Below are 26436 nucleotides of genomic sequence, written 5' to 3' on the forward strand. Positions count from 1 at the left end.
AGTCTAATGAAGGACTTCCCCCTGTCTAGCCTTTCAAAGTACTAATCTTCGACGGACCCACTGCGGATTTCGTAGGTGGCGGGTTCCGTTTCCAGCAGTCTCTCGGCCGCCGACCGGTGCAGCCCCGCCGCCGCCGGATCGCCGAGCCGGTCGAGGGTGTCCGCCAGCCGCAGCTGGAGCGCGGCCTGGAGCCGGGTGTCCTGCGCCCGGCGGGCCCACTCCACCGCCTCCTCGCAGGTCCGCAGGGATTCCTCGGGCCGTCCGGCGTACTCCTGGACCCGGGCCGCCTCGCTCAACGCCCGTGCGTAGCCCGGGAGATCGGAGAGCCGCCGGTAGCCGGCCGCGGCGGCCCGCCAGCTCCGCAGGGCCTCCCCGTACCGCCCCGCATAGGTCTGTACGGCTCCGAGGCGGGCGTACAGCCGGGCCTGGTCGGCGCGCTCGTCCCGGGCGAGGCGCTGGGCGAGCGCCCGCCCGTACCAGTCGCCGGCCCGCTGCCAGTCCCCCAGCTCCTGATACGAGCCACCTACGGATTCCATTGCGCGACCGGTCGCGTACGGGTCATTTGCTGCGCGTCCGGCCTCCAAAGCCAACCGATATCGCAGCAGAGCGTCCTTCGTCCTGCCGGTCCTGGCATCCAGATCGGCCAGGTTCAGCAGGGCGGCGGCCCGCTCCCGGTGCAGCCCGTGCCGCTCGGCCACGTCCAGGACCAGCCGGTGCAGGCCGTACAGCTCGGGAGCGGCGGCCTCGGCACCCCGGTGCGCGGCGAGCGCCCTGACGAGCGAGGCGACGAGCCGGCGGGCGAGGGTGTCGAGCTCCCCGTCGGCGACGGCGAGGCGGGCGGAGGCGAGGAGCACGGCCTGCCGGGAGTCCAGCCAGGCGGCGGCCGCGGCCGCGCTCGGGAAACGCAGGGCGCGCGGGAGCCCGGCCAGCTTCCGGCGGGCCGGCGAGCCCTCGGGTTCGGTGACCGCGCGGCAGGACTGGAGGAGCCGCACGGTCCGCTCCAGCATCCGGGCCCGGGCGAGCTGCACCTCGGCGGGCCGGTCGCGCTCCTCCAGCTGGGCGCGAAGGAGGGGGACGAGATGCGCGCGCACCTCGTACTGTCCGTCCTCGCCGCCCGAGACCAGCCCCAGGGCGGCGAAGTCGGCGAGGGTCGTCGCGGCCGCCGAGACCGAGCAGCCGGCCAGGGCGGAGGCGGTGTGGGCGTCGGCCCGGCCCAGCGGGGCCAGGGAGAGGAAGCGCAGTATCCGGGCGGCCGTGGCGGGCAGCGCCTCGTGCGCGAGCAGGAAGGCCCGGGTGAGCGGATCGCCGCTCAGCCCGCGCAGCCGCTTGGCGAGGTCGGCGACGGAGGCCTTGGGCTGCGTGGAAAGCCAGCCACCGGCGAGAACGACCGCGGCGGGCAGCCCCCCGCACTCCTCGACGAGGGCCTCGGCGGCCTGCGGATCGACGGTGATGCGGACGGAACCGGTGAAGGCCGTCAGCAGCTCGATGGCCGACTTGGGGTCGAGCCCGCCGAGGGTGCAGGGCCGCACGTCGGGAATGCCGGTGAGGGGCCCGCGGGCCACCCCGATGACCAGGCTGTCGGGGTTGTCCGGGATCAGCGGGTCGGCCTGCTCGGCGTCGACGGCGTCGTCGAGGAGGAGCACGGCCCGGCGGTCGGCGAGCGCACCCCTGACGAGCTCGGTCAACTCGTCCTCCCCCGCCCCCGGGGGCTCGGCGACGCCGAGCGCGGCGAGCAGCTCCTGCGCGACCCGCGCGGTGGGGACGGGGGCGCCGCCGGGCTCGGTGAGCCGGGCGCGGAAGACGCCGTCCGGGTAGCGGTCGGCGAGGCCGGCGGCCAGCTCCTCGGCGAGAGCCGTCCGCCCGGAGCCGGGCTTGCCGGCGATGAGCAGGACCCGGGCGCGGGGGGCCTTGCGGCCGGTGAGGGTGTCGAGGCCGGTCCGCTCGATGTCGGCACGCAGGGCCTTCAACTCCCGCTGCCGCCCGAAGAACTGACGGCTGCCGGCTGCCGCCACCGCCTGATCCGTCACGGGCCACGCTCCCGTCCACCTGCGCACGAGCCGATCCCGCGGGGGGTCCGCGCGGGCGATTCCGAGCGTAGTTCAGGGCGGGAGGGGGACTTGGCGGAGCAGCGCGGAGGAATCCCCTGATCGGATCAACAGATCCTCACACCAACAGTCCTCTAGACATGCGCGCTCCCCATCCCCGTCGCACTCTGCGCCCGCCGGTGCGGTGCCCCCGCCGTTGTGGGCTGCGCCCGGCGGCGCGGTGCCCGCCCCTCGCGCCCCCGTTGTGGGCTGCGCCCCCGCCCGTTGTGGGCAGTCGTTCCGCTGGGGCGGAACGGGTGGGCACAACGGACCCGCGCCCTGCCGGCGCCAGAGGCTCATGAGCCTGGACCCGCACCCCGTGCACACCGCACCGGGGGTGCGGGTTCAGGCGCGGGGCGCGGAGGCACCGCTAAGGGCGCCGTCCCGTGTGCCCACCCGTCCCGCCCCAGCGGGACGATTGCCCACACGGGCAGCGGGGAGCCGCCCCGCAGGGCGCGAGCCCATACGGGCGGGTGGGCGCCGCCCCGGCGGGCGCAGCCCACACGGGCAGGGGGCGCCGTCCCGCAGGACGCGGGCCCGCACAGAGCGGGGCGGAAGGGCACCGCCCATCCAGGCGCGGGCCCCGCATGGGGAGGTGGCGGAAAGGGGCTGGCCGGGATCCGTGCGGGCCCCGCGCGGATGGGGCGGCGGCCCGGGGTTCGAAGCGGGCGCAGGCCCGGAGGGCTACGCCTCGAAGGGGCGGGCCGGCCAGGGAGCGGTGGCCGGACGGAGCGCGTCGAGCCCGTCACCCCCACGCGCCGCGGTCAGCGCGAGGACCCCCACCACCAGGCAGTTGTTGTGCAGCTCCCCCGCCAGCACCCCCCGCACCAGCTCCCCCACCGGCACCCGCGCCAGCTCCATGTCCGCCTCCTCCTCGGCGACCTCGAAGCGCTCGCCCTCCGCCTCCGCGAGGTCCCGCGCCAGGAAGATCCGTACGGCCTCGTCGCAGCCGCCCGGCGTCGTGTAGACGTCGGCGAGGACCCGCCAGTCCTCGGCCTTGACGTGCGCCTCCTCGTACAGCTCGCGCTGGGCGGCGTGCAGCGGGTTCTCGCCGGGCACGTCGAGGAGCCCGGCGGGGATCTCCCAGAGCCTCTGCCGCACGGGGTGCCGGTACTGCCGGAGGACGACCACGCGGTCCTCCTCGTCCAGGGCGAGGACGGCCACGGAGCCGGGGTGGACCTGGTAGTCACGGCGGTGGACCGAGCCGTCCGGCATGACCACGTCGTCCGTGCGGACACTCGTCTTGTTGCCCTTGAAGGGGGTGGCGGTGGCGACGACCTGCCACTCCTCCGGGGTGTCCTGCACCTGCATCAGCGCGAGTCCTCTCGTACGAAAACCGGGGTACGGATCCCGGAAGGGAACCCGTACCCCGGCTACGTTAACGCGCCGTACTACTTGCCCGTCTTGCGCTCCACGGCCGCCTTCACCAGGCCCGCGAAGAGCGGGTGCGGGCGGGTCGGGCGGGACTTCAGCTCCGGGTGCGCCTGGGTGGCGACCAGGTAGGGGTGGATCTCCTTCGGGTACTCGACGAACTCGACGAGCTTGTTGTCCGGGGAGGTGCCGGAGAAGACCAGGCCGGCCTTCTTCTCCAGCTCCGCGCGGTAGGCGTTGTTCACCTCGTAGCGGTGGCGGTGGCGCTCCTCGACGTACGGCTCGTCGGCGTAGGTCGCGCGGACGACCGAGCCCTCGGCGAGCTTCGCCGGGTAGAGGCCCAGGCGCATCGTTCCGCCCAGGTCGCCGGCGCCCTCGACGTACGCGAGCTGCTCCTCCATCGTGGAGACGACGGGGTGCGCGGTGGCGGGGTCGAACTCGGTGGAGTTGGCCTCGGGGATGTCGGCCAGGTTCCGGGCGGCCTCGATCACGATGCACTGCAGGCCGAGGCAGATGCCGAGCAGCGGCACCTTGTTCTCGCGGGCGTACTGGATCGCGCCGACCTTGCCGGACACGCCGCGGTCGCCGAAGCCGCCGGGGATGAGGATGCCGTCGACGTCGCCGAGCTGCTTCGCGGCGCCCGCCGGGGTCTTGCAGTCGTCGGAGGTGACCCACTTGACCTTGACCCGGGCGCGGTTGGCGAAGCCGCCGGCGCGCATGGCCTCGGTGACCGACAGGTAGGCGTCGGGCAGGTCGATGTACTTGCCGACGAGCGCGATCGTGACCTCGTGCTCCGGGTTGTGGACGCGGTCCAGGAGGTCCTCCCAGACGGTCCAGTCCACGTCGCGGAAGGGCAGGTCGAGCTTGCGGACGACGTAGGCGTCCAGGCCCTCGGTGTGCAGGACCTTCGGGATGTCGTAGATCGACGGGGCGTCGATGGCGGCGACGACCGCGGCCTCGTCGACGTCGCACATCAGCGAGATCTTGCGCTTGATGGCGGTGGGGACCTCGCGGTCTGCGCGCAGCACGATCGCGTCGGGCTGGATGCCGATGTTGCGCAGGGCGGCGACGGAGTGCTGGGTCGGCTTGGTCTTCAGCTCGCCGGAGGGGCCGATGTAGGGCAGCAGCGAGATGTGGACGACGAAGACGTTGTCGCGGCCGACCTCGTGGCGGACCTGGCGGACGGTCTCCAGGAAGGGCAGCGACTCGATGTCGCCGACCGTGCCGCCGACCTCGGTGATGACGACGTCGACGTCGTCGGTCGCCATGCGGCGGATGCGGCCCTTGATCTCGTTGGTGATGTGCGGGATGACCTGCACGGTGTCGCCGAGGTACTCGCCGCGCCGCTCCTTGGCGATGACCTGCGAGTAGACCTGGCCGGTGGTGACGTTGGCCGAGCCGTCGAGGTCGACGTCGAGGAAGCGCTCGTAGTGGCCGATGTCCAGGTCGGTCTCGGCGCCGTCGTTGGTGACGAACACCTCGCCGTGCTGGAAGGGGTTCATCGTGCCCGGGTCGACGTTCAGGTACGGGTCGAGCTTCTGCATCGTGACCCGCAGACCGCGGGCCTTGAGGAGCGCACCCAGGCTGGAGGCGGTGAGGCCCTTGCCGAGGGAGGAGGCGACACCCCCGGTGACGAAGATGTGCTTGGTCGTCGTGGTGTTGGGCGGCATCGCCAAGAGGGGGCTCCCGTGGTCGCGTTCTGGAGGTGCGTACCGGCCGCCCCTCCGGAAGAATCGGGGGGTGCCGTCGCTGCGGTTTCGGGGTCCTCGGCTGTCGCCGTTTCCCACCGGTCCACGGGGTACCAGGGTATCAGCGACATCGGGAGACCGCTTCCGGCCACACGCGGCAGTCGGGTGTTCACGGACGGCGACGGGGCCGTCGGGGAGGGGGAAAGCCGCAGCTCACCCGTGTGGAGCAGCGCGTCGTCCGCGTGATCACCAAGGTCACCGGGCCGCCACGTATTCTGCTCGCACATCGCCCGCCCCCCAGCAGGTCGCCGCATCCCGCACACTGGCCTGGTTGACCCATCGCGCGCATCAAGCGCATCCGTAGCAAGCGCCCCACGGGGCGGACGTGGCCGTTCGACTGGAGTGAAGCACGTGGCCGGGCGTATCGAGGATTACGCACTCATCGGAGACATGCAGACCGCCGCCCTGGTGTGCCGGGACGGCAGCGTCGACTGGCTGTGTCTCCCCCGCTTCGACTCGCACGCGATCTTCGCCGGTCTCCTCGGCACGGAGGAGCACGGGTTCTGGCGGGTGGGCCCGGCCGGTCCCGCGGACGCGGAACCGGCCCCCGCCGACCGGCGGCGCTACCGGGGCGACTCGCTGATCCTGGAGTCCGAGTGGGACACCCCGCGCGGCACGGTCCGGGTGACCGACTTCATGCCGCCGCGCGACGGCGCGCCGCAGCTGATCCGGATCGTCGAGGGCGTCTCGGGGCGGGTGCGGATGCGCTCCTCGCTGCGGATGCGGTTCAGCTACGGCCGGGTCGTGCCGTGGGTGCACAAGGTCGGGGACCGCACGGTCGCGGTCGCCGGGCCCGACTCGGTGTGGCTGGACACCGCCGTGGAGACCCACGGCAAGGACCTGACGACGTACTCGGACTTCACGGTCACGCCCGGCGAGCGGATCACCTTCACGCTCTCCTGGCAGCCCTCCCACAAGGAGCCGCCGGCGCTGCCGGACCCGGAGGGCGCCCTGGAGGCGACCGCGGACTTCTGGCGCGAGTGGGTCGAGCACTGCACGTACCACGGGCCCTACCGGGAGGCCGTGGTCCGCTCGCTGATCACCCTGAAGGCGCTGACGTACGCGCCGACCGGCGGGATCGTCGCCGCGCCGACGACCTCGCTGCCGGAGGAGATCGGCGGCGTCCGCAACTGGGACTACCGCTACACCTGGCTGCGGGACGCGGCGATCACGCTCTCCTCGATGCTCCGCACCGGCTACCGCGAGGAGGCCCGCGCCTGGCGGGACTGGCTGCTCCGCGCCGTCGCGGGCGACCCGGAGAACCTGCAGATCATGTACGGCATCGCGGGCGAGCGGGAGCTCGGCGAGGCGGAGCTCGACTGGCTGCCGGGGTACGAGAACTCCAGCCCGGTCCGGGTCGGCAACGGCGCCGCGAACCAGCTCCAGCTGGACGTCTACGGCGAGGTCACGGAGGCCCTCCACCTCGCGCACATGACGGGTCTGTCCCGCAACGACTACGCCTCCCTGCTCCAGATCAAGCTGATCAACTACCTGGAGACCCACTGGGACCAGCCCGACGAGGGCATCTGGGAGGTGCGCGGCCCGCGCCGGCACTTCGTGCACTCCAAGGTGATGGCCTGGGTGGCGGTGGACCGCACCATCAAGCTGATCGAGTCCGGTGACGCGGACGGCCCGCTGGAGCGCTGGCGGGACCTGCGCGACGAGATCCACCGGGACGTCTGCGAGAAGGGTTACGACAAGGAGCGCAACACCTTCACCCAGTCGTACGGCTCCCAGGAGCTGGACGCCTCGCTGCTGCTGATCCCGCAGATGGGCTTCCTGCCGCCGGACGACAAGCGGGTCATCGGCACGATCGAGGCGATCCAGCGCGAGCTGTCCACGGAGGACGGTTTCGTGCTGCGCTACCCGACGGCCGGCGAGGAGGCCGGGGTGGACGGCCTGGAGGGCGACGAGGGCGCGTTCCTCGCCTGTTCCTTCTGGCTGGCGGACGACCTGGCGATGATCGGCCGGGTCGACGAGGCGCGTACGCTCTTCGAGAAGCTCCTCGCGCTCCGCAACGACCTCGGGCTGCTCGCCGAGGAGTGGGACCCGCGGCTCCAGCGGCAGGTGGGCAACTTCCCGCAGGCCTTCAGCCACGTCCCGCTCATCGACACGGCGCTGCGGCTCACGGCGAGCGGCGCGTACGGGGGCTGAGGGGCGCCCGCAGGACACCCCCAGGGGCCGGACCTACGATGAGAAGGTCCTTGTCCCCCGTACGAAAGGGGGGCTCCCATGGCTCCCCACATCTCCGAGAGCGCCCTGGCCGGACTGGTCGACGACCTGGCCGGCGAAGTGATCGTCCCGGGCAGTCCGGGTTACGACGAGGCGCGTGCCCTGCACAACGGCATGATCGACCGGCGTCCGTCGGTGATCGCCCAGTGCGCCACCCAGGCCGACGTGTCGAACGCGATCCTGTTCGGCCGGGAGGCCGAGCTGCCGATCGCGGTGCGCGGCGGCGGGCACAGCGTCGCCGGGACCTCCATGGTCGACGGAGCGCTGGTCGTCGACCTCCGCCGGATGCACGGGGTCGTCGTGGACCCGGAGGAGATGACGGTACGGATCGAGGGCGGGGCGACCATGGCCCACCTGGACCACGCCTGCCAGCCGTTCCACGTGGCGACGACCGGCGGGCGGGTGTCCACCACCGGGGTCGGCGGCTTCACGCTGGGCGGCGGATCGGGCTGGCTGGAGCGGAAGTTCGGTCTCGCCAGCGACAACCTGCTGGCCGCCGATCTGATCACCGCCGAGGGCAAGCACGTCCACGCGGACGCGGAGGAGAACCCGGAGCTGTTCTGGGCGCTGCACGGCGGCGGCGGCAACTTCGGGGTGGCGACCTCGCTGACGCTGCGGGTGCACCCGCTGCCCCGGATGAGCATGGCGATGCTGTTCTTCCTGCCGGAGAACGCGCCCGAGGTGGTGCGCACCTACCGTGACCTCGGTCTCCGCGCGCCCGACGAGATGGGCGGCGGCGCCATCTACGTGCCGGCGCCTCCGGAGCCGTTCATCCCCGAGGAGCTGGTGGGCAAGCTGGTGTGCGGGGCGCTGTTCACGTACACCGGCCCGGTCTCCGAGCTCCGGGAGTTCGCGGCGCCGCTGTTCGCGCTGAAGCCCGTGGTGGAGGTCGTCACGGACATCCCGTACGTGGACCTGCAGTCGATGATGGACGACCCGCCGGGGCTGCGGAACTACTGGTCGGCGGAGTACCTGCGGGAGTTCCCCGACGAGGCCGTGGACGTCTTCTGCGAGCGCGGGGCGGGGATCCCGGCCGGGACCGCCACCCAGCAGGTGCTGTTCCTGATGGGCGGGGCCGTGGCCGCGGGGCCCTCCGGGTATCCGCAGCCGTGGCGCACCGCGCCCTGGGCGGTGCACCCGTTCGCGACCTGGGAGGACCCCGCGCTGGACGGGCCGGCGACGGAGTGGGTGCGCGACGTGCGGGCCGATGCGCGGCCGTGGGCGCTCGACGCGACGTATCTGAACTTCGTCGGCGCCGAGGGCGAGCAGCGGATCGTCTCCTCCTTCGGAGAGCGGAACTACCACCGGCTCGCCGCCGTGAAGGCCGCGTTCGACCCGGACAACGTGTTCCGCTTCAACCACAACATCGTGCCGGCCGGCTGAGCCGGCTCATCGCAGCGCGGCGATCACCTCCCTGGCGGCGCGCTCGCCCTCGGTCGCGCCGCCTTCCATGAAGCCCTGGAAGTCGTACGAGCAGTGCTCGCCGCCGATGTGGACGTTGCCCTGGGCGGTGCCCTCGTACCCGGCGTACCGGTGGAGGTAGCCGACGGGCCAGCAGGAGTACGCGCCGAGGGAGTACGGGTTCTTGTGCCAGGCGGAGAGCTGGGCGCGGCCGGTGTACGCCCGGGAGGTGCCGGGGAAGAAGGCGTCGATCCCGGCCAGGTAGCGGGTGACCAGGTTCCGTACGTACGGGTCGGACTCGGTGGAGAACGGTCCGGCCGGGTTCAGGTTCCGGGCCAGGCTGCCGCCGCCGTACTGGAGGAGGATGCCGCCGGTGCCGCCCTGGACCTTGGTGGTGTCCCAGGTCTGCTGGACCTCGGCGTCGGTGAAGCAGTCGCCCGCGGAGACGCCGGGCCAGGGACCGGTGCCGCGCCAGGGCCGGGTGCCGAACTGCATGTTGAGCTTGGTGCAGTAGCCCATGCGGGCGTCCCGCAGCAGGTTGCGCATGAGCGGGTCGAACCCGGCCTGGGAGAGGTCGAGCCGCTGGAGGACGGGCAGCGGGACGCAGAGGATCGTGTGGTCGGCGGTGACGGTGCGGGTGGCACCCGCCTCGGTGAAGGTGAGCGTCTGCGTGCCGCCCGCGTCGGCGCGTACGGCGGTCAGCGACCAGCCCATGCGCAGGGTGCCGGGGGCGAGCGCCGCGGCGACGGCGTTGGGGAGCCGGTCGTTGCCGCCGACGACGTGGTAGCGCTCGTTGGAGAGGCCCCAGACGTTGAAGTTGCCCGGATTGGTCTGGTAGCCCATGAGCAGGACGAGGGCGAGCGAGGACTGTTCGGTGGTGTCGGCGCCGTACTCGACGTTGTAGGCGACGTCGATGAACTTCCCGAGCGGTGAGGAGTGTCCGCCGGGGACCCTGGTCTCGATCCACTCGTACAGCGACATGTTGTCGAGGGCGGTGCCGGTGGGGGTGGTCTGGTTCCACTTCACCTCGCCCGCGTCCAGCAGGTCGCGGTGCAGCGCCTGGTAGACGGCGTTGAAGTCCTCGTCGGCCTGGGCCCGGGGGTAGTAGGCGCCGCCGAACCAGAGGACCTCCTCGGCCCCGTTGGGGCCGCCGCCGAGGAAGTCCTCGACGGCCAGGTCGAAGCGACGGCAGAGTTCCAGGATCTTCTTGTGGCTGGTGTCGATCAGCTCGCCGCCGATCTCGGAGGTCTGGCCGTACGCCCAGTGGTCCCGCTGGGTCCACATGCGGCCGCCGACCCTGGACGGGTTCGCCTCGTACAGCACGGGGCTGAGGCCGGCGTCCTGGAGGGTGAGGGCGGCGGTGAGGCCGGATATCCCGGCGCCGACGACGGCGACCCGGGCGGTGCTCTTCACGGGCGGGGCCGGGGTGGCGGCCGCGGCGGGGACGGCCGTTCCGACGCCGACGGCGATGCCGGCGGCGGTGGCGTACTTGAGCAGGGACCGGCGGCCGAGGGCGTCGGCCCGCATGCCGCGCAGCTCGTCGACGGGCAGGCGCAGCCGGCGGGCGGCGGCGTGCTCGGCGGCGAGGTTCTTCAGGAGGTGCATCGGGTTGGTGCGTGCCATGGGGCGCTCCTGGAGGGTGAGGGGTTGTCAGCTCTGGGGTACGGGGGTGGCTTCCGTGCGGGGTTCGGCGGGGCGTTCGGCGGCGTCCTCCAGGACGATCCGGCCGATGATCTCGTAGCGCTCGGGCCGCTTGGCCTTGAGGTAGAAGCCGAGGCCGAGGCCGCCGAAGAAGACGGCGCCGACGATCCAGGGGATGGCCTTGAAGAAGAGGGAGTCGGCGGCGAGACCGGCCGCGGTCTCCATGTTCATGATCAGCAGCACGACGACGGCGATCATGCCGATACCGCCCAGGAGCGGGGCCGTGAGGGTCCTGAACCAGTGCCGGTCCTCGGGGTGGTTCCTGCGGAAGTAGCCGATGACGGCGAAGGAGCAGAGGGTCTGGACGATGAGGATCGCCATCGTGCCGAGGATCGCGAGCAGCGTGTAGAGGTGGATGTACGGGTCCTGGCCGGTGAGCCAGAAGGCGCCGACGAGGGCGACGGCGATCGCGCTCTGCACGTACGAGGCGATGTACGGCGAGCCGTGCCGGGCGTGGGTGCGGCCGAGCGCCGGGTGGAGGAAGCCCTCCCGGCCGATGGCGTACAGATAGCGCGAGGCGCACTGGTGGAAGGCCATGCCGCAGGCGAAGGAACCGGTGAGCAGCAGCCACTGGAAGGCGTCGACGGCCCAGGCGCCGATGAAGGTGTGGGTGGGCGCGAAGAACAGGTCGAGCGGGTTCGCGGACGAGGACAGCTTCACGGATCCGGCGAGCCCGTTGCCCGCGATCGTCATCCACGACACGTAGATGTAGAAGAGACCGACTCCGATGACGGAGATCAGGGTGGCGCGCGGGATGACCCGCTTGGGGTCGCGGGACTCCTCGCCGTACATCGCGGTCGACTCGAAGCCGACCCAGGACCAGAAGGCGAAGAAGAGGCCGAGGCCGGCGGAGGTGCCGGTGAAGGCGTTCCTGGGGTTGATCGGCTCGACCGGGATGCCGTCGGGGCCGCCGCCGGCGATCAGGACGGCGGTGGCGACCGCGAAGAGGACGGCGATCTCCGCGACCAGCATCACCCCGAGCGCCTTGGCGGTCAGGTTGATGTCGAAGTACGACAGGACGGCGGTGACGGCCAGCATGACCGCCGCGTACAGCACCCACGGCAGGTCGACGCCGAGCTGGTCGGCGACCGTGGTCTTGGCGAAGTAGGAGAAGACGCCGACGATCGAGGCCTCGAAGACGATGTACGCGAGGACGGCGAGCATCCCGGAGGCCATGCCGGCGATCCGGCCCAGGCCGTGCGAGATGTAGCCGTAGAAGGCGCCGGCGGCCGTGATCCGCTTGGCCATGGCGACGTAGCCGACCGAGAAGACGGTCAGGACGAGCGTCGCGAAGAGGTATCCGGCGGGAGCGCCGGTGCCGTTGCCGAAGCCGACGGCGATGGGGAGGTTTCCGGTCATCGCCGTGATCGGGGCGGCGGTGGCGACGGCCATGAAGACGACACCGACGAGTCCGACCGAGTTCGCCTTGAGCCGGTGGACCTCGGGGGTGGGGTTCCCCGCGGTGGGATTCCCTGGGGTGGGGTTCTCTGCCATGGGCCGAGAGGATCCTCGCGAGTGACGTAGGCCACAATCGACATGCGGTCGCACAATTCCCGCCACGGGGCGACGAGTTGTCGCCCTGGTGTACGAACTGTCCGGTCCCGTGACCGTGCGGTGATGTCGTCGCAACACGGACGCGGGTAGCGTCCGGCTCCATGGACAATCAGGGCGGGATCACCGTGCAGCGGGCGCTCGAACTCCCCGGGCTGCGCAGCGGGCTCCCGGAGGTCGTGGCCGGCGCGGACCGGCTCCACCGCACGGTGCGCTGGGTGCACGCGGGCGAGGTGCCGAACATCGCGTCGCTCCTCAAGGGCGGCGAACTACTCCTCACGACGGGCCTCGGCCTGGGCACCCGCCCGGCCGAGCAGCGCGCCTTCGTCCGCCGGCTCGCCGACCGGGGCATCGCGGCGCTCGTCGTCGAACTGGGCCCGCGCTTCGCCCGCCTCCCGGCGACGATAGTGGAGACGGCCAGGGCAGCCGGCCTCCCCCTCGTCCAGCTCCACCGCGAGGTCCCCTTCGTCGCCGTCACGGAGGAGATCCACACCGAGATCGTCAACGGCCACTACGCCCTCCAGCGGCAGGCCGAAGAGGTCCACCGGCAGTGCACGGAGGCGCTCCTCGGCGGCGGCGGGGTCCCGCAGGTGCTCCGCATCCTCTCCGACTTCGCCGCCAACCCGGTCTTCCTGGAGACCGCCGACGGACAGCTGCTGTACGCGGCGGGCACCGAGTCCGCGCCCGCCGACCCGCTCCAGGTGTGGGACGGGCTGCGCGGCCAGCGGGCGGCCCGCGAGTCCGGCCCGCCCTCCGGCACCGTCCTCGTCGACGTGCCCGGCGGCGGTCCCGGTACGGGTTCGGTACGGGCCCGTCTGGTCCTCCTGGCGGTCTCGGGGCCGCTCTCCCCCGTCCACCGCATGGCGGCCGAACGGGCGGCGGGCCTCCTCGCGGTCGTCCTCATGCAGGCCCGCCAGGAGGAGGAGCTGGCCGCGCGCGGCCGGGGCGACTTCCTGACGGACCTCGCGGAGGGCCGCATCACGGCGGAGGACGCCCCCGCCCAGGCGAGGGTCCTCGGCTTCAAGCCCGGCGACGGTCCCCTGCTCCCGGTCGTGATGCGCCTGGCCTCGGAACTCTCCCCCTCGGGCAACTGGGCGCTCCTGGCCCGCGCGGTCCTGGAGGAACTGTCCGCGGTCGGCGTCCCGGCACTCCTGGGCGTCCGCCCGGTGGAAGGCCGTGTCCCCCTGCTCCTGGGCCTGCGCTCGGAAACGGAGCGCACCGCGGTCGCGGACCGGGTCGCGGCGGCGCTGCGCGCGGGCGTGGAGCGGGCCGGCCTGGAACGGGCCGGGGGGCACCCGCCGGTCGTCGTGGTCGGCGTCGCGGGCGGCTGGGCGGCGGCCTCGGCGGGCCTGCGGCACGCGGCGGAGACGGCGACGGCGGCGCAGGGCCTCTCGGACCTCCCCTGGTACGACGCGCGCCGCCTCGACATCGACCTGCTCCTGTGGCGGCTGCGCGACCACCCGGACCTGGCGGCCTTCGTCGACCGCGCGATCGGCCCGCTGCGGGACCACGACGCCACGTCCCGCCCTCCGCTCCTGCCCACCCTCCAGACCTACCTGGCCCATGCGGGGCGCAAGGCTGAGACGGCCCGCGAGCTCCACCTCAACCGGCAGACGCTCTACAACCGCCTGGCCCGCATCTCCGAACTCCTCGGCACGGACCTGGACGACCCCCAAACGGTCCTGGCCCTCTCCCTGGCCCTCCGAGCCCGCCGCCACACCCCGTAACCGGGACCCGCGGCGGAGCCGCCGGGCCCACGCCCGCCGGGCCGCGGCCCCGCTCGCGCGGGACCCGCGCCGTGGCGGGCGCGCGCCTGCCGGGGCGGTGCCCCTGCCCGTGTGGGACCCGCGCCCGGATGGGCGGTGCCCCGCCTTCCCCGTGCGGGCTGCGCCCGCGCCCGGCGGGGCGGCTCCCACCCGCCGTGTGGGCAATCGTCCCGCTGGGGCGGGACGGGTGGGCACACGGGACGGCGCCCATCAGCGGCGCCTCCGCGTTCCGCGCCTGGACCCGCACCGAAAGCGGCGGTGCACACGGGGTGCGGGTCCAGGCACATGAGCCTCGGGCGCCGGCAGGGCGCGGGTCCGTTGTGCCCACCCGTTCCGCCCCAGCGGAACGACTGCCCACAACGGGGCGCGAGGGGCGGGCACCGCCCGGCGGGCGCAGCCCACAACGGCGGGGGCACCGCCCCGCGGGCGCAGCCCACAACGGAGGTGGGCGGGGGCACCGCCCCGGCAGGCGCGCGTCCACCACGGCGAGGGCACCGCCCCGCGAAGCTCACCGTCCCGTCAGCTCGTCGTACACCGCCAGGACATGCGCCACCGTCTCGTCCTCCGTGGGCCACGTCCCCGCCTGCACCCGCCCCGCCGCCGCCAGGTCCATCCGTCGCTCCGCGTCCTCCAACAGCCCCCGCACCGCCCCCGCCAGGGCCCCCGCGTCCCCGTACGGGACCAGTTCCGCCGCGTTCCCGACGAGTTCCGGCACACCGCCGACCGCCGTCGCGACGAGCGGCACCCCGAGCCGGAGCGCCTCCTGCGCGAGCAGGGAGCGGGCCTCCCACCGCGACGGCAGGACGGCGACGTCGGCGGCGGCGAGCAGCTCGGCGACGTCGTCCCGGCGTCCGATGAGCCGGACGGCGAGCCGTTCCTCGAAGATCCGCCGTTGCAGGAAGGCCCGTTCGCTCCCTTCCCCGGCGATCACGAGCAGCGGTTGCGGATCGAGCTCCCGCCACGACCGCGCCGCGTCGAGCAGCGTCCGGTAGCCCCGGCCGCGTTCGAGCGCCCCGACGGCCATGAGCAGGGGCCGGTCGACGGCGCCGAGTTCGGCGCGGGCCTTGCCGTCGTGGAGGCAGACGGGCCCGCGCGCGGGGGGCACGGTGACGGGGGCGAGGCGGGCGTCCCGGGCCCCGCGCCGCCGGGCGCGGTCGACGAGTTCGGAGGAGGTGCCGAGGACGACGGTCGCGGCCCGCGCGGTCTTCCGTTCGAGGAGCCGCAGCACGCCGCCCCGCGCGCCGTCCCTGTGGTTCCGGCTGTGCCAGGTGCTCACCAGGGGGACCCGGCAGCCGCCGGTCAGCGCGAGCGCGGCCCGTACGGAGGCCTGGAGGCCATGCGCGTGGACCACGTCCGCGCCGATGCAGGCGTTGCGGAGGGCGGCGACGGCCGCGGGGTCGCCGAGGCGGGGCAGGGGCACGAAGTGCGCGCCGGCGCCCAGGTAGTCGTATGCGCGGTCGAGTTCGGCCGGGGCGCACACGGTCACCCGCACGCCCCTTGCCACCAGCCCCGAGGCGAGTGATCGGACGTGAGCGCTGCTGCCCGCGCCGCCGCCGCCCAGCACTTGGACCGTACGGAGCTGTGTCACGCGCCCAAGGATGCCAGTCCGGGCCCTGGACCGTACGCACGTTCCGGCACCGAAGTGGCGTCGTTCCGGTGCGCGGAAGGCGTACGGGCCGGGCACACACTCCCCCGGGTTCACCCCCACAGGTGAGCGCGCAAGCGCCCCGTTCACTCCCCCCGCACCACGCGCACGCCCCTCAGGCGGAGGACGCCCGCTCACCCCACACGGCGGCGGCGACGAGACCGGCCGCGTGCGCGGCGAGTCCGAGCCGCCCGTTGGAGGCGGCGACGGCGCTGCCGACGGCGGCGCCGAGCGCGTGCGCGCCCATGTCGCCGAGCATGCTCACCTCGCCGAGGTCGTCGGCGAGGAGCGCCGCGGCGGCCCCCATCGGAGCGGCGGCGAGCGTCCCGCGCAGCAGTCCCGGCGCACCGAGCCCGAGCACGAGGAGGCCCGCGCGTCCCGGCCGTACGTCCACGAGGTTGACCAGATGGGCGGTACCGGCGATGACGACTCCGGCGAGGGCCTTGTCGACGGGCTTCTCCTTGAGGAGGGCCGCGGCGACGAGCGAGGCGGCGCCGATCCCGAACAGCTTCACCGTCCCGCTGGTCACCTCACCGCCCCGAAGCGCCGTCAGATGCGCCCGGAATCCGCGCCGGTGGTCACCGCGCAGGTCGTCGTGGCGCCCGCACACGGCCGCCGCCGCGACGGCCAGGGCGGCGGCGGGTGCCGCGGGCAGGACGGCGGCCGCCGAGCCGAGGGCGGCGGCCGGACCGGCCTGGAGAAGGACCGGCCGGCCGGCGTGGTTGGTCCGCCGCCAGCTGTCCGGGTTCCCCGGGGGCCGCCGCCTCAGCTGCCCGTACGCGAGCCGGGTCGCCCCGAAGGCGGCCACGAACGTCCCGAGCCGGGTCGCCCCGAAGCTCCCCGCGACCGCACCGGGCCGCGCCGCCCCGGAACCCCCGGCAACCGCACCGCCCCGCGCCCTCGCCTGCTTCCGCCCCCGGGTCACGCGTCCGCCCGCGCCGTGGCGAGCAGCTCCTCCGCGTGGGCCCTGGCCGTCTCGGAGTCCTCCTGGCCGGCGAGCATCCGGGACAGCTCCCGGACCCGCTCCTCGCCCTCCAGGACGGTGACGCCGGAACGGGTCACGGAGCCGTCGTTCGTCTTCTCGACGAGCAGCTGCCGGTCGGCGAAGGCCGCGACCTGCGGGAGGTGGGTGACGACCACGACCTGCGCGGACTTGGCGAGCTTGGCGAGCCGCCGGCCGATCTCGACGGCCGCCTTGCCGCCGACGCCCGCGTCGACCTCGTCGAAGAGGTACGTCGGCACCGGGTCGACCCCGGCGAAGACGACCTCCACGGCGAGCATCACCCGGGACAGCTCACCGCCGGACGCGCCCTTGGCGATGGGCCGGGGCGGGGCGCCGGGGTGCGGGGCGAGCAGCAGCTCGACCTCGTCGGCCCCGGACGGGCCGTAGGCGACGCGCCGGCCCCCGACCTCGACGCCCTCGGGGTCCTCGGTCTGGGAGATGGAGAAGGACACGCGCGCGTGGGGCATGGCCAGCGAGGCGAGTTCGGCGGTGACCGCGGCGGCGAACCGGGCGGCCGTCTCCGTGCGCGCGTCGGTGAGCCGCTGGGCGAGCACCGACAGTTCGTCGCGCAGCCGGTCCCGTTCGGCGGTGAGCTCCTCGATCCGGTCGTCGTCGCTGTCGAGTTCGCCGAGCCGCGCCGCGCTCTCCTCCGCCCAGGCGAGGACTGCGGCGATGTCCTCGCCGTACTTCCTCGTCAGCTGGGTGAGCAGCGCCCGCCGCTCCTCGACGGCGGCGAGCCGCAGCGGGTCGGCGTCCAGGTCGTCGGCGTACCCGGCCAGTTCCTGCGCCACGTCCGAGAGCAGGATGGAGATCTCGCCCATCCGGTCGGCCAGCCCGGCGAGCGCCGGATCGTGCGACCGTACGGCCTCCAGGGCCCGGCCCGCACCGGCGACCAGGGTGGTCGCGTCGACGGCCTCGGGGTCCTCCGGGTTGCCCGCGAGCGCGCCGTGCGCGAGCGCGGCGGCGGAGGCGAGGGCCTCGGCGTGCCCGAGCCGCTCGGCCTCGGCGGCGAGTTCGGCGTCCTCGCCGGGCCGGGGGGCGACGGCCTCGATCTCGCCGAGACCGAAGCGCAGCAGATCGGCCTCCTGGGCGCGTTCCCTGGCCCGGGTGGTGATCTCGTCCAGCTCGGCGGTGACGGCGCGCAGCCGCCGGTACGCCTCGCCGTAGGCGGCGAGCGGCACGGAGACGGCCTCGCCCGCGTACCGGTCGAGCGCGCCGCGCTGCCGGGCCGGCTTGAGCAGGCCCTGCTGGTCGGTCTGGCCGTGGACGGCGACGAGTTCGTCGGCGAGCTCGGCGAGCAGCCCGACGGGCACGGAGCGCCCGCCGAGGTGGGCCCGCGAGCGTCCCTCGGCGGAGACGGTGCGGCTGACGAGGAGCACGCCCTCGTCGAGCTCGGCACCGGCCTCCTCGGCGCGTGCGGCGACGGGCGAGTCCGGGGGCACGCTGATCCGCCCCTCGACGACGGCCGAGGCCGCGCCGATCCGCACCAGGGCCGGGTCGGCACGTCCGCCGAGCAGCAGCCCCAGGCTGGTCACGACCATGGTCTTGCCCGCACCGGTCTCACCGGTCACCGCGGTGAATCCGGGCGACAGCTCGACCACCGCGTCGTCGATGACCCCGAGCGACCGTATCCGCATCTCCTCCAGCACGCCCCAGACCATACGAGGTTTACCGGGTCCGATGCGACATCGCCCCCGGCCGTGACCCCCGGACGCGCCGTTCGTTACGAACCCGCCGGGGGTGCCGCCGCGGTGCGCCGCACCGCTTCGTCACGGGCCCGCCGGGGCGTCAGTGCGGTGCGCCCCGCCATCCCGAGACGGGCAGGGCGAACTTGGCGACGAGCCGGTCCGTGAAGGAGGCGTGGTGCAGCCGGGCGAGCCGGACCGGCACGGCGCCGCGCCGCACCTCGACGCGGGCCCCCGCCGGGAGCTCCACCGTCCGCCGCCCGTCGCACCACAGCACGCCGTGCGGGGTGTGCGGCTCGACCTCGACGGCGAGGACCGACTGGGGGGTGGTGATCAGCGGCTTGGCGAAGAGGGCGTGGGCCCCGATCGGGACCATGAGCAGCGCCTCGACCTCGGGCCAGACGACCGGGCCGCCCGCCGAGAAGGCGTACGCGGTGGAGCCGGTGGGTGTCGCGCAGATCACCCCGTCGCAGCCGAAGCCGGTCACCGGGCGCCCGTCGATCGCGAGCACGACCTCCAGCATCCGCTCCGGCGAGACCTTCTGCACGGCGGCCTCGTTGAGCGCCCAGTCGCGGTGCAGGACGTCGCCGTTCTCGTGCACGGTGACGTCGAGGGTCATCCGCTCCTCGACCTCGTACGCCTTGGTGACGACCCGGTCGACGACCTTGTCGAGGTCGTCGCGCTCGGCCTCGGCGAGGAAGCCGACGCGCCCCAGGTTGACGCCGAGCATGGGCACGCCGGAGGCGCGGGAGAACTCCGCGCCGCGCAGCAGGGTGCCGTCGCCGCCGAGGACGATGAGGAGTTCACAGCCGTCGAGGGCGTCGGGGCAGCCTTCCGGCACCCGCTCGACGGACGGCGGCAGCGGCAGGTCCGCGGCCTCGGCCTCCAGGACGCGGACGCCGATGCCGCAGCGCAGCAGCCCCAGGACGACCAGTTCGGCGCTGCGCACGGCGGCCGGCCGGCCGGTGTGCGCGAGCAGGAAGACGGTGCGTGTTGTTCCCGATGGTGCTGCTGCAGTTGAGCTCAACGAGGTCCCTCCGCCACGGCGCGGTCGACGTCAGCCGGATCCAGCGCGGGCGCGCCTGCCCGCAGCCACAGAAAGTACTCGACGTTGCCGGAGGGGCCGGGCAGTGGGCTGGCGGTGACGCCGAGGACTCCGAGGCCCAGCTCGCCGGCCTGCCGGGCCACGTTCTTCACGGCGTCCGCGCGGAGCTCGGCGGAACGTACGACTCCGCCGGCGCCGAGCCGCTCCTTGCCCACCTCGAACTGCGGTTTGACCATGAGGACGAGGTCGGCGCCGGGCGCCGTGCAGGCCGCGAGGGCGGGCAGGACGAGGCCGAGCGGGATGAAGGACAGGTCGCCGACGACGAGGTCGACCGGGATGCCGTCGATGGCGTCGAGTGTCAACTCGCGTACGTTCGTGCGGTCCTTCACGGTGACGCGCTCGTCGCTCTGCAGCGACCAGGCGAGCTGCCCGTAGCCGACGTCGACGGCGACGACGTGGGCGGCGCCCGCGCGCAGCAGGACGTCCGTGAAGCCGCCGGTGGAGGCTCCGGCGTCCAGGGCGCGCCGGCCCTCGATCTCCAGCCCCTGGGGCACGAAGGCGGCGAAGGCCCCGGCGAGCTTGTGGCCGCCGCGCGAGACGTAGTCGGGGTCGGAGTCGTCCTGGACGACGACGATGGCCGCGGCGGTCTCGACCTGGGTGGCGGGCTTGGTGGCGACGGTCTTGCCGACGGTCACCCGGCCCGCGGCGATCAGCTGGCTGGCGTGCTCGCGCGAGCGCGCGAGCTTGCGCCGGACCAGCTCGGCGTCGAGACGGCGGCGTGCCACTCCTGCCACGTTCGGTTCAGCTCCTGTTGTCGTACGGACGGGGGGCGGGGTGCGCGTCGAGCGAGGTCAGCTCGGAGCGCAGTCCACGGTGTACATCCTCGTACACCTCCAGGTGTCCGTCCGCCGGGAGGTGGTCGAGCTCGGCGAGACGCGCGAGGCGGGCGTCGACGGCGGGATGGCCGGTGGGCTCCAGGGCGACACCGAGCGGCGCGGGCCCCGCGGGCTCGTACGTCTCGGCCGGGGCCTGCTCCTGCGGGGCTTCGGGGGTGGCGTCGCTCATGCCTCGACGCTACCGCGAAGCCCTGGGGTACCGTCGACGGCGATGGCGACGATCACGGAGTGCCGCGGCGCACTGGACAGACTCTCGGACAATCTCGCACGGGCGGACGAGGGCGTGCGCGGTGCGGCCGCGCTCGACCGCAGCCTGAGCTGCCACGTCACCGACCTCGACACGACGTTCACGGGCCGTCTCGCGGACGGCCGGATCAGGGTCGACGCCACGGTGGCGGGCCCGCCGCCGGCCAAGGCGGACATCCGGCTCGCGATGACCGGCGACGACCTGGTGGCGATGGTGGACGGCAGGCTGAACTTCGCGAAGGCCTGGGCCTCGGGGAGGGTCAGACTGGAAGCCGGCTTCCGCGACCTCCTGCGCCTGAGGTCCCTCCTGTAGGCACGGGCTCCTGCGCCCCGGGGTCACTCCTGCAGCGCAGGCCCCGCATCCTCCCCCAGGTCACTCACTCCTGCAGCGCGGGCCCCGCCTCTCCCCCGGGTCACTTCTGCAGGACCGGCTCCTGTGCCTCCACGGCCGCCCGTACGCGCGCCTTCCGCCCGGCCGGCACCACCAGCGGCGTCCCCGTCTCCGGATCCTCGATGACCTGGCAGCGCAGCCCGAAGACCCGCTCGACCAGCTCGGCGGTCACCACCTCCGACGGCGGCCCCTCGGCGACGACCTCGCCGTCGCGGACGGCGATGAGGTGGGTGGCGTACCGGGCCGCGTGGTTGAGGTCGTGGAGGACGGCGACGAGCGTCCGCCCCTGCGTCTCGTGCAGCTCGGCACACAGGTCGAGGACGTCGATCTGGTGCTGGATGTCGAGGTACGTGGTGGGCTCGTCGAGCAGCAGCAACGGCGTCTGCTGGGCGAGCGCCATGGCGATCCAGACGCGCTGGCGCTGCCCGCCCGAGAGCTCGTCCACGTACCGGTCGGCCAGCTCCGCGACGCCGGTCGCCGCCATGGACTCGCGCGTGATCCGCTCGTCCTCCGGGGACCACTGGCGCAGCAACCCCTGGTGCGGATAGCGGCCGCGCGCGACGAGGTCGGCGACGGTGATGCCGTCGGGGGCCACGGAGGTCTGAGGCAGCAGCCCGAGGGTCTTGGCGACCTTCTTGGCGGGCAGCGCGTGGATCGACCGCCCGTCGAGCAGGACGCGCCCCTCGCTGGGCTTCAGCATCCGGGAGAGGGCGCGCAAGAGGGTGGACTTGCCGCAGGCGTTGGGCCCGACGATGACGGTGAACGAGTTGTCGGGGATCGCGACGGACAGGTCGCGGGCGATGACCCGCTGCTCGTACGCCAGGGTGACCGATTCCGCGCTCAGTCGCTGCTGCTGCCGACCGTCCATACCCGCACTCCCGCCGTCTCGTCCGTGGCCGTGCGCGGCGATGACGACCACGGCCCACGCGAAGTTAGGTTAGCCTACCCAACTTCACCGGTCGGACGTCTCTCCACCCCGAGCAGCGCCAGCACCTTCCCCGCGTCCGGCACGTCCGCGCCCGGCCGATCCGCCTCCGACCAGGCCGCCCCGCACAGCGCCCGCACCGCGTCCTGCACGTCCGCCCCCTCGCCCGGCGCGCCGTCGAGGACGAGCTCGCCGCCGCTCACGGAGGCCCGCCACCCCCCGCACGCGAAGCCCCCGTCCGCGTCCGCGACGACCTCGGGCTGCCCCGTGAGCAGCCCCCGCAGATCGGCCGCCACGTACGTGGGCCGGTGCTCGGGTACGGCCGCGAGCAGCTGCGCCACGTCCGTCACCCCGGTCAGCACGAGCAGCGAGTCCACCCCGCCGTTGAACGCGCCCTCGATGTCCGTGTCCAGCCGGTCCCCCACCACCAGCGGCCGCTCCGCCCCCGTCCGCAGCACCGTCTCCCGGTGCATCGGCGGCAGCGGCTTCCCCGCGACCTTCGGCTCGAACCGGCCACCGGTGGCGATCCGTACGACCTCCACGGCCGCCCCGTTCCCCGGCCCGATCCCCCGCGCCCCGGGAATGGTCAGATCGGTGTTCGAGGCGTACCACGGCACGCCCCGCGCCACCGCGTAGGCCGCCTCCGCGAACCTCCCCCAGGGCAGTTCCGGCCCGCCGTACCCCTGCACGACCGCCGCCGGATCGTGGTCCGCCGACTCCACCGGTACGAGACCCCGCTCGCGCAGCGCCACCCGCAGCCCCTCGCCGCCGATGACCAGCACCCGGGACCCCGCGGGCACCTCGTCCGCGATCAGCCGGGCCACCGCCTGCGCCGAGGTGACCACGTCCCCGGCCTCCGCCGGCACGCCCAGCTCCGTCAGGTGCTCCGCCACCTCACCGGGCGTCCGCAGCGCGTTGTTGGTGACGTACGCCAGGTGCATCCCGCCGGCCCGGGCCGTCCCGAGCGCCTCCACGGCGTGCGGAACGGGCTCCCCGCCCGCGTACACGACACCGTCCAGGTCCAGCAGCGCCGTGTCGTACGCCTCGCTCAGCGCGACCGCGCTGCCCGCCGGGTGCTTCCTGCCGTCGTCCCGCCGTCCCCGACCGTTCCGCACCGTCACCGCACACTCCTCAGATCACCGGGTGAATTCCCCCACTCTTCCGATCATCGCTCATGCCCGCCCACATACGATGACGGGATGAACACATCAGGTCACGCGGCCGACGACGTCCGCGCCGACGCCACAGGTCTGCGCCTGGCCCCGTTCCGCGGGCTCCGGTACGTCCCCGAGCGGGTCGGCAGCCTCGCCGCCGTGACGTCCCCTCCCTACGACGTCGTCGTACGACCTGACGGACTGCTCCATCTGGAGTCCGCCGACCCCCACAACATCGTCCGGCTGATCCTCCCGCAGGCGATCACCGCCGGCACCCGCCACCGCAAGGCCGCCGTCACCCTCGACCGCTGGCTCGCGGACGGCGTCCTCGCCCCGGACCCGGAGCCCGCGCTCTACGTGTACGAGCAGCAGGGCGACGACATCCTCCAGCGCGGTGTCATCGGCGCCCTGGAGCTCTCCACCCCGGCGGAGGGCGTCGTCCTGCCCCACGAGGACGTCATGCCGCACGTCGTCGAGGACCGCGCCGCCCTGATGCGGACCACGGCCGCCAACCTGGAGCCCCTGCTCCTCACCTACGTCGGGGACGACGAGGGCGGCACCGGCACGGTCATCGAGCGCACCGTCCGGCGGGACCCCCTGCTCTCCACCACCACGGAGGACGGCTTCCAGCACCGCCTGTGGTCGGTCACCGACCCCGCCGAACTCGCCGTGATCGCCGGCGACCTGGCCCGCCATCAGGCCCTCATCGCCGACGGCCACCACCGCTGGGCGACGTACCTGCGCCTCCGCGAGGAGCACGCGGCCCCCGGCCCCTGGAACTACGGCCTGGTCCTCCTCATCGACACCGCCCGCTACCCCCTGCGGGTCCGCGCGATCCACCGGCTCCTCAACCGCCTGCCGGTCTCCGACGCCCTCACGGCCCTCGGAGACGCGTTCCGGGTGCGCAGGATCGACCAGCCGCTCCCCGCGGCCCTGGAGGCCCTGGAGGCCGCCACGGCCGAGGGAAACGCCTTCCTCCTCGCGGGCGACGGCGCCTTCCACCTCCTCGACCGCCCGGACCCCGCCCTCCTCGACCGCACGATCCGCACGGACCGCCCCGAGGCCTGGCGGACCCTGGACGCGACGGTCCTGCACTCCACCCTCCTGGAGCACGTCTGGCACATCCCGGACGCCCCCGAGGACATCGCCTACATCCACGACACGGAGGCGGCGGTCGCCCAGGCGGAACGCCGCGGCGGCACGGCCGTCCTCATGCATCCGGTACGGGAGGAGGTCGTCCGCGACCTCGCCCGCCAGGGCGTCACGATGCCCCGCAAGTCGACCTCCTTCGGCCCGAAGCCCGCGACGGGACTGGTCCTGAGGAGCCTGGCCCTGGACTGAGGGCACCGGAACGAAGAAGGGCGGCACCCGACGGGTGCCGCCCTTCTCACTGCTCCGGGGGATCAGCCCTTGTCACCGTCCCGGTCGCCCTCGTCGTCGAGCTCGACGACGTCGGCCTCCCGAGAGTCCTCGGACTCCTCGGTCTCCTCCGCCTCGTCCTCGGACTCGTCGAACGCGTCGACGAACTCGACGCCGTCCATCTCGGCGAGCCGGTCGGAAGCGTCCGTGGAACCGTCCTTGTCGGCCTCCAGGGCCTTGGCGAACCACTCCCGCGCCTCGGACTCACGCCCGGCGGCGAGCAGCGCGTCGGCGTACGCGTACCGCAGGCGCGCGGTCCACGGGTGCACGGCGCTGGAGGCGAGCTCGGGGCTCTGCAGCGTCACGATGGCCGCGTCCAGCTGGCCCATGTCCCGGCGGGCGCCGGCGGCGACGAGCCGCATCTCGACCTGCCCGGCCTTGTCCAGCTTCTGCACCTCGGGCTCACCGGCCATGGCGAGGGCCCGCTCGGGCCGGCCGAGGCCGCGCTCGCAGTCGGCCATGACGGGCCACAGCTCGACACCGCCGCTCATCCGGCGCGCGGCCCGGAACTCGGCCAGCGCCTCGGAGTACTTCTGCGTCGCGTACGCGGCGAAGCCAGCGGCCTCGCGGACGGCAGCGACACGGGACGCGAGACGCAGGGCGACCCTGGAGTAGCCGTAGGCCTTCTCGGGGTCCTCGTCGATCAGCTGGGCGACCATGACGAGGTTGCGCGCGACGTCCTCGGCGAGCCCCTTGGGCAGGCTCATCAGCTCCTGGCGCACATCCGGGTCGATCTCCTCACCGGTGACCTCCGGCGGGATCGGCAGACGCTTGAGGGGCGCGCGGTCGCCACGGTCCCGGTCCCGACCGCCGCGCTCGTCGCGACGCCCGTAGCCACCTCGGTCGTCCCGCCCGCGGAACCCACCGCGGCTGTCGCCGCCCCGGTCGTCGCGACGGAAGCCGCCGCCACGGCTGTCATCGCGACGGAAGCCACCGCCGCGGTTGTCGTCACGGCGGAACGACGAACGCTCGCCGCCCCGGTCGTCGCGACGGAAGCCGCCACCGCGGTTGTCGTCACGGCGGTCGTCACGCTGCCCGTACGAGGGACGGTCATCCCGACGGAACGACGAAGGACGCTCATCACGCCGCTCGTCCCGACGGAACGACGGACGCTCACCACCACGGTCGTCGCGACGGAAACCACCGCCACGGTTGTCGCCACCACGGTCATCGCGACGGAAGCCGCCACCACGGTTGTCGTCACGACGGTCGTCACGCTGCCCGTACGAGGGACGGTCGTCACGACGGAACGACGAAGGACGCTCATCACGCCGCTCGTCCCGACGGAACGACGGACGGTCGCCACCACGGTCGTCACGCTGGCCGTACGAAGGCCGGTCGTCCCGACGGAACGACGGACGGTCCCCGCCGCGGTCGTCGCGACGGAAGCCGCCACCACGGTTGTCACCGCCACGGTCGTCACGACGGAAACCACCACCGCGGTTGTCGTCACGCTGCCCGTACGAGGGACGGTCATCCCGACGGAACGACGGGCGGTCCCCGCCACGGTCGTCGCGACGGAACCCGCCACCACGGTTGTCACCGCCACGGTCATCGCGACGGAAACCACCACCGCGGTTGTCACCGCCCCGGTCGTCACGACGGAAGGACGGACGCTCACCACCACGGTCGTCACGGCGGAAGCCACCGCTACGGTTGTCCCCACCGCGGTCGTCGCGACGGAAGCCGCCACCACGGTTGTCCCCACCACGGTCGTCACGACGGAAGCCGCCACCGCGGTTGTCGCCACTGCGGTTGTCGCCGCCCCGGTCGTCGCGACGGAAGCCGCCACCGCGGTTGTCACCGCCACGGTCATCGCGACGGAAGCCGCCGCCACCACGGTTGTCGTCACGGCGCGGTCCACGGAAGCCGCCCCGGTCGCCACCGCCACCGTCCCTGCGACGCGGCTCGCGCTCCGGACGGTCGTCGGGAGAGTTGGTGGACATCGGTGTGACTCCTGTCTTCGGGTACTGCAGTCATTCTCGCGCAGCCGGCACTCAGCCGCGCATCGGAAAAGTCAAGCAAAAACAAAAGGACCCCTGGTCCCAGCGTGAACGCTGGGACCAGGGGTCCTGAAGAATTGTTCGGCGGCGTCCTACTCTCCCACAGGGTCCCCCCTGCAGTACCATCGGCGCTGAAAGGCTTAGCTTCCGGGTTCGGAATGTAACCGGGC

The 26436-nt window shown here is 73.6% G+C and carries 19 protein-coding genes, 1 rRNA gene and 1 pseudogene; 5 read left to right on the forward strand and 16 right to left on the reverse strand.

Annotation, left to right across the window (positions count from 1 at the left end; translation table 11 throughout):
• Positions 1 to 41: 41 nt before the first annotated feature.
• The 3 genes from ACIGW4_RS36530 to ACIGW4_RS36540 form a co-directional block, all read right to left on the reverse strand.
• The gene (locus ACIGW4_RS36530; protein WP_399585874.1) at positions 42 to 2027 is read right to left on the reverse strand and encodes an AAA family ATPase; all 1986 of its coding nucleotides are present in this window, start codon (positions 2025 to 2027) and stop codon (positions 42 to 44) included.
• Between the two features lie 741 nt (positions 2028 to 2768).
• A complete protein-coding gene (locus ACIGW4_RS36535) occupies positions 2769 to 3395 on the reverse strand; it encodes an NUDIX hydrolase (protein ID WP_123450885.1) in 627 nt (208 codons plus the stop codon).
• A gap of 80 nt (positions 3396 to 3475) precedes the next feature.
• Positions 3476 to 5125: a CTP synthase gene (locus tag ACIGW4_RS36540; protein WP_123450887.1), complete on the reverse strand. Its 1650-nt coding sequence runs from the start codon at positions 5123 to 5125 to the stop codon at positions 3476 to 3478.
• A gap of 429 nt (positions 5126 to 5554) precedes the next feature.
• On the opposite strand from ACIGW4_RS36540, the gene ACIGW4_RS36545 reads away from it, so the two are divergent.
• Both ACIGW4_RS36545 and ACIGW4_RS36550 read left to right on the forward strand, forming a co-directional pair.
• Positions 5555 to 7357 (forward strand): glycoside hydrolase family 15 protein, encoded by a 1803-nt coding sequence (locus tag ACIGW4_RS36545; protein ID WP_185094495.1) that lies wholly within the window; start codon positions 5555 to 5557, stop codon positions 7355 to 7357.
• Positions 7358 to 7435: 78 nt separating this feature from the next.
• Positions 7436 to 8818 carry an FAD-binding oxidoreductase gene (locus tag ACIGW4_RS36550; protein WP_399585878.1) on the forward strand — a complete coding sequence of 461 codons (1383 nt, stop codon included), beginning with the start codon at positions 7436 to 7438 and terminating at the stop codon, positions 8816 to 8818.
• Positions 8819 to 8824: 6 nt separating this feature from the next.
• Here ACIGW4_RS36550 and ACIGW4_RS36555 read toward each other — a convergent pair whose 3' ends face one another.
• Both ACIGW4_RS36555 and ACIGW4_RS36560 read right to left on the reverse strand, forming a co-directional pair.
• Positions 8825 to 10459, reverse strand: a complete 1635-nt coding sequence (locus tag ACIGW4_RS36555) for a flavin monoamine oxidase family protein (RefSeq protein ID WP_399585880.1) — start codon at positions 10457 to 10459, stop codon at positions 8825 to 8827.
• Positions 10460 to 10486: 27 nt separating this feature from the next.
• Entirely contained in the window at positions 10487 to 12031 is a 1545-nt protein-coding gene (locus ACIGW4_RS36560) for an APC family permease (protein ID WP_399585882.1), read from the reverse strand.
• A gap of 161 nt (positions 12032 to 12192) precedes the next feature.
• On the opposite strand from ACIGW4_RS36560, the gene ACIGW4_RS36565 reads away from it, so the two are divergent.
• A complete protein-coding gene (locus ACIGW4_RS36565) occupies positions 12193 to 13815 on the forward strand; it encodes a PucR family transcriptional regulator (protein WP_123450897.1) in 1623 nt (540 codons plus the stop codon).
• 547 nt (positions 13816 to 14362) lie between these two features.
• On the opposite strand, the gene ACIGW4_RS36570 is transcribed toward ACIGW4_RS36565, so the two are convergent.
• The 6 genes from ACIGW4_RS36570 to ACIGW4_RS36595 form a co-directional block, all read right to left on the reverse strand.
• Positions 14363 to 15442 carry a glycosyltransferase family 4 protein gene (locus tag ACIGW4_RS36570; protein ID WP_398710645.1) on the reverse strand — a complete coding sequence of 360 codons (1080 nt, stop codon included), beginning with the start codon at positions 15440 to 15442 and terminating at the stop codon, positions 14363 to 14365.
• 172 nt (positions 15443 to 15614) lie between these two features.
• Complete coding sequence (locus ACIGW4_RS36575) at positions 15615 to 16307, reverse strand: hypothetical protein (RefSeq protein ID WP_399585885.1); 693 nt, start codon at positions 16305 to 16307, stop codon at positions 15615 to 15617.
• A 113-nt stretch (positions 16308 to 16420) separates the two neighbouring features.
• Positions 16421 to 18163: a DNA repair protein RecN gene (gene recN, locus ACIGW4_RS36580; RefSeq protein WP_123450902.1), complete on the reverse strand. Its 1743-nt coding sequence runs from the start codon at positions 18161 to 18163 to the stop codon at positions 16421 to 16423.
• A gap of 127 nt (positions 18164 to 18290) precedes the next feature.
• The gene (locus ACIGW4_RS36585) at positions 18291 to 19214 is read right to left on the reverse strand and encodes an NAD kinase (protein ID WP_123450904.1); all 924 of its coding nucleotides are present in this window, start codon (positions 19212 to 19214) and stop codon (positions 18291 to 18293) included.
• Entirely contained in the window at positions 19211 to 20026 is an 816-nt protein-coding gene (locus ACIGW4_RS36590) for a TlyA family RNA methyltransferase (protein WP_123450906.1), read from the reverse strand. The genes ACIGW4_RS36585 and ACIGW4_RS36590 overlap by 4 nt, the downstream gene beginning before the upstream one ends.
• Before the next feature lie 7 nt (positions 20027 to 20033).
• Positions 20034 to 20297, reverse strand: coding sequence for a hypothetical protein (locus ACIGW4_RS36595; RefSeq protein WP_123450909.1), 264 nt, complete (start codon positions 20295 to 20297; stop codon positions 20034 to 20036).
• 42 nt (positions 20298 to 20339) lie between these two features.
• Between ACIGW4_RS36595 and ACIGW4_RS36600 the strand changes: the two genes are divergently transcribed.
• Positions 20340 to 20687 (forward strand): SCP2 sterol-binding domain-containing protein, encoded by a 348-nt coding sequence (locus ACIGW4_RS36600; RefSeq protein WP_123450910.1) that lies wholly within the window; start codon positions 20340 to 20342, stop codon positions 20685 to 20687.
• A 100-nt stretch (positions 20688 to 20787) separates the two neighbouring features.
• On the opposite strand, the gene ACIGW4_RS36605 is transcribed toward ACIGW4_RS36600, so the two are convergent.
• Together ACIGW4_RS36605 and ACIGW4_RS36610 are read right to left on the reverse strand one after the other, a co-directional pair.
• The gene (locus ACIGW4_RS36605) at positions 20788 to 21633 is read right to left on the reverse strand and encodes an ABC transporter ATP-binding protein (RefSeq protein ID WP_359589371.1); all 846 of its coding nucleotides are present in this window, start codon (positions 21631 to 21633) and stop codon (positions 20788 to 20790) included.
• A gap of 74 nt (positions 21634 to 21707) precedes the next feature.
• A complete protein-coding gene (locus ACIGW4_RS36610; protein ID WP_359589370.1) occupies positions 21708 to 22811 on the reverse strand; it encodes an HAD-IIA family hydrolase in 1104 nt (367 codons plus the stop codon).
• A gap of 78 nt (positions 22812 to 22889) precedes the next feature.
• Between ACIGW4_RS36610 and ACIGW4_RS36615 the strand changes: the two genes are divergently transcribed.
• Positions 22890 to 24185, forward strand: a complete 1296-nt coding sequence (locus ACIGW4_RS36615) for a DUF1015 family protein (RefSeq protein ID WP_123450916.1) — start codon at positions 22890 to 22892, stop codon at positions 24183 to 24185.
• 62 nt (positions 24186 to 24247) lie between these two features.
• On the opposite strand, the gene ACIGW4_RS36620 is transcribed toward ACIGW4_RS36615, so the two are convergent.
• From ACIGW4_RS36620 to rrf, 3 genes and pseudogenes are all read right to left on the reverse strand, one after another.
• A complete protein-coding gene (locus ACIGW4_RS36620; protein ID WP_398710640.1) occupies positions 24248 to 24970 on the reverse strand; it encodes a tetratricopeptide repeat protein in 723 nt (240 codons plus the stop codon).
• Between the two features lie 291 nt (positions 24971 to 25261).
• Positions 25262 to 26191 (reverse strand): annotated as a pseudogene (locus tag ACIGW4_RS36625) (tetratricopeptide repeat protein); the annotation flags it as partial.
• A gap of 154 nt (positions 26192 to 26345) precedes the next feature.
• Positions 26346 to 26436 (reverse strand): 5S ribosomal RNA (gene rrf / locus ACIGW4_RS36630); the annotation flags it as partial.

Source organism: Streptomyces sp. NPDC053513 (assembly GCF_044544765.1).
Taxonomy (GTDB): Bacteria; Actinomycetota; Actinomycetes; order Streptomycetales; family Streptomycetaceae; genus Streptomyces; species Streptomyces litmocidini.

Coding starts and splice junctions, on each gene's coding strand:
- ACIGW4_RS36600 (WP_123450910.1), top strand. CDS start 20,340: ATGGCGACGATCACGGAGTGCCGCGGCGCACTGGACAGACTCTCGGAC.
- ACIGW4_RS36615 (WP_123450916.1), top strand. CDS start 22,890: ATGAACACATCAGGTCACGCGGCCGACGACGTCCGCGCCGACGCCACA.
- ACIGW4_RS36560 (WP_399585882.1), bottom strand. CDS start 12,031: ATGGCAGAGAACCCCACCCCAGGGAATCCCACCGCGGGGAACCCCACC.
- ACIGW4_RS36550 (WP_399585878.1), top strand. CDS start 7,436: ATGGCTCCCCACATCTCCGAGAGCGCCCTGGCCGGACTGGTCGACGAC.
- ACIGW4_RS36565 (WP_123450897.1), top strand. CDS start 12,193: ATGGACAATCAGGGCGGGATCACCGTGCAGCGGGCGCTCGAACTCCCC.
- ACIGW4_RS36540 (WP_123450887.1), bottom strand. CDS start 5,125: ATGCCGCCCAACACCACGACGACCAAGCACATCTTCGTCACCGGGGGT.
- ACIGW4_RS36595 (WP_123450909.1), bottom strand. CDS start 20,297: ATGAGCGACGCCACCCCCGAAGCCCCGCAGGAGCAGGCCCCGGCCGAG.
- ACIGW4_RS36555 (WP_399585880.1), bottom strand. CDS start 10,459: ATGGCACGCACCAACCCGATGCACCTCCTGAAGAACCTCGCCGCCGAG.
- ACIGW4_RS36620 (WP_398710640.1), bottom strand. CDS start 24,970: ATGAGCCTGCCCAAGGGGCTCGCCGAGGACGTCGCGCGCAACCTCGTC.
- recN (WP_123450902.1), bottom strand. CDS start 18,163: ATGGTCTGGGGCGTGCTGGAGGAGATGCGGATACGGTCGCTCGGGGTC.
- ACIGW4_RS36535 (WP_123450885.1), bottom strand. CDS start 3,395: ATGCAGGTGCAGGACACCCCGGAGGAGTGGCAGGTCGTCGCCACCGCC.
- ACIGW4_RS36605 (WP_359589371.1), bottom strand. CDS start 21,633: ATGGACGGTCGGCAGCAGCAGCGACTGAGCGCGGAATCGGTCACCCTG.